5 protein-coding genes and 1 pseudogene are annotated in these 3,470 nt (G+C 75.2%); 3 read left to right on the top strand and 3 right to left on the bottom strand.

All coding sequences use genetic code 11. The annotated features are described in order from the left end of the window. Together ACFU6K_RS34280 and ACFU6K_RS34275 are read right to left on the bottom strand one after the other, a co-directional pair. Positions 1-209 (bottom strand): annotated as a pseudogene (locus ACFU6K_RS34280) (Asp-tRNA(Asn)/Glu-tRNA(Gln) amidotransferase GatCAB subunit A); the annotation flags it as partial. Continuing rightward, positions 196-405, bottom strand: coding sequence for a hypothetical protein (locus tag ACFU6K_RS34275; protein ID WP_380669790.1), 210 nt, complete (start codon positions 403-405; stop codon positions 196-198). The gene ACFU6K_RS34275 and the pseudogene ACFU6K_RS34280, both read right to left, overlap by 14 nt. A gap of 140 nt (positions 406-545) precedes the next feature. Between ACFU6K_RS34275 and ACFU6K_RS34270 the strand changes: the two genes are divergently transcribed. Both ACFU6K_RS34270 and ACFU6K_RS34265 read left to right on the top strand, forming a co-directional pair. Continuing rightward, positions 546-1,478 carry an MBL fold metallo-hydrolase gene (locus ACFU6K_RS34270; RefSeq protein WP_380669788.1) on the top strand — a complete coding sequence of 311 codons (933 nt, stop codon included), beginning with the start codon at positions 546-548 and terminating at the stop codon, positions 1,476-1,478. A gap of 196 nt (positions 1,479-1,674) precedes the next feature. Next, the gene (locus ACFU6K_RS34265; RefSeq protein ID WP_380669786.1) at positions 1,675-2,415 is read left to right on the top strand and encodes an MgtC/SapB family protein; all 741 of its coding nucleotides are present in this window, start codon (positions 1,675-1,677) and stop codon (positions 2,413-2,415) included. A 7-nt stretch (positions 2,416-2,422) separates the two neighbouring features. Here ACFU6K_RS34265 and ACFU6K_RS34260 read toward each other — a convergent pair whose 3' ends face one another. Next, positions 2,423-2,614 (bottom strand): hypothetical protein, encoded by a 192-nt coding sequence (locus tag ACFU6K_RS34260; protein WP_380669784.1) that lies wholly within the window; start codon positions 2,612-2,614, stop codon positions 2,423-2,425. Between the two features lie 158 nt (positions 2,615-2,772). Between ACFU6K_RS34260 and ACFU6K_RS34255 the strand changes: the two genes are divergently transcribed. Next, entirely contained in the window at positions 2,773-3,264 is a 492-nt protein-coding gene (locus ACFU6K_RS34255) for a signal peptide protein (RefSeq protein WP_380669782.1), read from the top strand. The last annotated feature ends 206 nt before the right edge of the window (positions 3,265-3,470 follow it).

Genomic DNA, 3,470 nt, shown 5'->3' with positions numbered 1-3,470 from the left:
GGCCCCCGGTACCGGCCCCGGGCGATCTCCCGCTCGGCCTCGCGCGCCGCGTCGCGGGCCTGCTCGGCGGCGACGGCGACGTACGCGCCGAGGTGCGGTTCCACCTGGTCGATGCGGCCGAGGACGGAGTCGACCAGCTCGACGGGGGACAGCCGCCGCTCCCGGATCCGCGCCGCGGCGGCGGCGATGGTCAGCTCATACGGCCGCATCGGAGCACCCCCCGTCCGCGCGGAAGGCGGTGGCGGGCGGGGTGTCCCCGAGGTCCAGCTCCCGCAGGACGGCGACGACGGACCGGATGTGCTCGGCGGTGGCGGCCACCGCGGCGTGCCGCTCGGCCGGCAGGTCGAGCCCGGCCCGGGCGGCCCAGCGGGCCGCCTCGGGAGGGGTGAGCTCGGCGAAGGACATGGCTGCGCTCCTCATCGTGGGCGTGGCGGGGTGGCGCTCAGGAACCCCCACCAAAAGCTAAGGGTTTGCGTTAGCGAGACTGTAGGTTCTATGTTCGCGTTAACGCAAACGAATGGCTTTTGCAGCGGAGGAGCCGCCCCATGCCCAGCACCCCTACCCCCTTCTGGACGGTCGGCGACCTCACCGTCCACCGCGTCGACGAGGTCCCGCTGCCGCCCGCCACCGGACCGTGGCTGCTGCCCGACGCCACCCCCGAACTGGTGGCCGGCCAGGACTGGCTGCGCCCCGACTTCGCCGACGCCGACGGCGTGCTGCGCCTGGACAGCCACAGCTTCGCCGTCGTCGTGGACGGGCTGCGCGTCCTCGTCGACACCGGCATCGGCAACGGCAAGCAGCGCGCCAACCCGGCCTGGCACGACCTGCGCACCGACTACCCCGAGCGCCTGGCCGCCGCCGGCTTCCCGCCGGACTCCGTCGACCTGGTGGTCCTCACCCACCTGCACGCCGACCACGTCGGCTGGAACACCCGGCAGGTGGACGGCGCGTGGGAGCCCACCTTCCCCCGCGCGCGCTACCTCACCGCCCGCGCCGAGCGGGAGTTCTGGGCCGGGTACCCCATGGACGAGGCCCGCGCGCAGATGTTCCACGACTCGGTGCTCCCGGTCGAGCGGGCCGGCCTGCTGGACCTGGCCGACGTCCCGGCCGAGGGCCTGCGGATCGTCCCCGGCCTGCGCCTGCTCCCCACCCCCGGCCACACCCCGGGGCACGTCGCCGTCGAACTGACCAGCCGGGGCCGGACGGCGCTGATCACCGGCGACTGCCTCCACCACCCGGTGCAGCTCGCCCACCCCGCCGTCGGCGCCTGCGTCGACATCGACCCCCGGCGCTCCGCCGCCACCCGCCGGGCGCTGCTCGCCTCCCTCGCCGATACGGACACCCTGCTGCTCGGCACCCACTTCGCCCCGCCCACCGCCGGCCGTGTCCTCGCCCACGGGGACGCCTACCGGCTGCGGCCCGTGCCCCCGGCGGTCGGGGAGAGCGGCTGGCCCGTCGGCGCCGACGGAGCGCGGTGAGTGCGCACCGGGCGGGGCCGCCGAGCCGGCGCGCCGTCGGTTCGCCTCCGCTCGACCCCTGACCGTCAACTCGGCCCGCCCGAGCGCCGGTCCGATCGTCTGATGAACCGTAGGCTCGACGGCACCCGCTTCGCCGAACCGGGGTCGGTGCCCGCCCTCCCGGAGGCGGGCGGGACGATTGAGACGGCAGGAGGAGTTGAGGACGCTGGGAGCGTTCATCGAGCCCTTCGGGCAGGGATGGGTCCACTTCACCGACTTCGCCATCGCCCTGGTGCTGGCCAGCGCGATCGGCCTGGAACGGGAGATCAGACAGAAGGCCGCCGGACTGCGCACGTACACCGTCGTCGGCCTCGGGGCGGCGCTCTTCACCCTGGTGAGCAAGTACGGCTTCAGCGACGTGGTCCAGTCCGGCGTGGTCACCCTGGACCCGTCCAGGATGGCCGCCCAGATCGTCTCCGGGCTCGGCTTCATCGGCGCCGGCGTGATCTTCGTCCAGCGCGGCTCGATCCGGGGGCTGACCACGGCCGCCACCGTCTGGCTGACCGCCGCGATCGGCACGGCGGCCGCCGCCGGACTGCCGCTGCTCGCCACCGCGGCCACCGCCGCCTACTTCTTCGTCGGCTACGTGCTGCGGCCGCTCACCCACCGCCTGCCGAGGCTGCGCACCCGCCCGGTCAGCTGCCACGTCACCTACACCGAGGGCAACGGCCTGCTGCGGCTGCTGCTCGCCCGGATCACCGCCGCGGGGTTCGCCGTGGCCGAGCTGGCGACCGTGGACCGGGCCGGGCCGCCCGACGAGGGCGGCGGCGGTGTCGACGAGCGGATCGCGGAGGTGCACATCACCGTGCACGGCCGCGGGGACCTGTCCGCCCTCACCGCCGAACTGGCCCGCCTCCCGGGCGTCCTGACCTGCGCGATCAGCCACGCCGAGGACTGAGGCCCGCTCAGCCCGGCGGCACCGGGCGCAGCACCACCTGCCGGGTGGTCTCGGCCGTGCCCTGGAGGTGGTGGACGTAGGCGGCGGCCCGGGCGCGGAAGATGCCGATCGGCACCGAGACGGCGGCCCCCGCGATCACCAGCAGGAAGTCCTCGATCCCCTGGGACTTGCTCCAGACTGGTGGCTCCGGCGCTCGCACGTTCGGCCCAGTCGGGCACCGCCCGCGTCGCCCTGCCCGGCGCCGGCGCCGGTCCACCGCGTGCGGCTTTCCGAGTGAGGGGGCAGGGTGGTGCCGTACGGACCTGCCCGAACCAGGCGGCGCCACCGGTGACCCGGCGGCCGGCCGAAGGAGGCGCCATGCGCACCCTGAAGATCCCCCGTCGGAGCCTGGCCCTGGCCGCGGCCCTCGCCGCCCTGCCGACCGCCGCGCTCGTCGCCCCGGCCCAGGCCGCGACCGGTGCCCGGGCCGCGACCGCCGCCCCGCCGGTGTCCTTCGTGGAGTTCCCCGACACCGCGCTGCCGCGCGACCACGCGACCCGCCCGATCACCGTCACGTACCGCAACGACTCCTCGGCCGACCGGACGGTGGCCCCGCAGCTCCTCGTCGAGTCGCCGGAGAACGGCCCCTTCCTCAGTCCGGCGAGCATCCGGATCGAGGTGCTCTCCCCCGGCGGCCACTGGCGCGCCATTCCGCTCGGCAGTCAGACCGGCACGCTGTACACCCGGCTCGTCCCCGCCAAGACCGTCCTGCACGGCCACCAGACCCTCACCGCGCACTACCGGGTCACCGTGGTCGGGAAGACACCGCTCCAGGGCACGGTCGAGCCCCGGGTGGCGCTCTACCGCTGAGTCACCGGCTGCCCCGGGTCACCTGCGGCTCAGGGCAGCTACGCCGGGGTGAAGGTGCCGGCCGGGGTGCCGGCCAACGCCCCGTCCATCGCGTCGCGCCAGAGGCGGTGGTGCCCGAGGAGGCGTTCCTGGGAACTCCTTGGAAGCCCGGCCTCCGGGTACAGCCCCGCCAGCGTGGCCGTCAGCGGAATCGAGCCGCCCTGCCC

Origin of the sequence: Kitasatospora sp. NPDC057512, from assembly GCF_042802135.1 — a bacterium.
Classification (GTDB): Bacteria; Actinomycetota; Actinomycetes; order Streptomycetales; family Streptomycetaceae; genus Kitasatospora.
The sequence above is the reverse complement of the archived record's forward strand: the minus strand, read 5'-3'. Positions and strand labels throughout refer to the sequence as shown.

Bases quoted from the DNA above. Each gene is read 5' to 3' on its own strand.
- ACFU6K_RS34275 (WP_380669790.1), bottom strand. From the start codon at position 405: ATGTCCTTCGCCGAGCTCACCCCTCCCGAGGCGGCCCGCTGGGCCGCC.
- ACFU6K_RS34270 (WP_380669788.1), top strand. From the start codon at position 546: ATGCCCAGCACCCCTACCCCCTTCTGGACGGTCGGCGACCTCACCGTC.
- ACFU6K_RS34255 (WP_380669782.1), top strand. From the start codon at position 2,773: ATGCGCACCCTGAAGATCCCCCGTCGGAGCCTGGCCCTGGCCGCGGCC.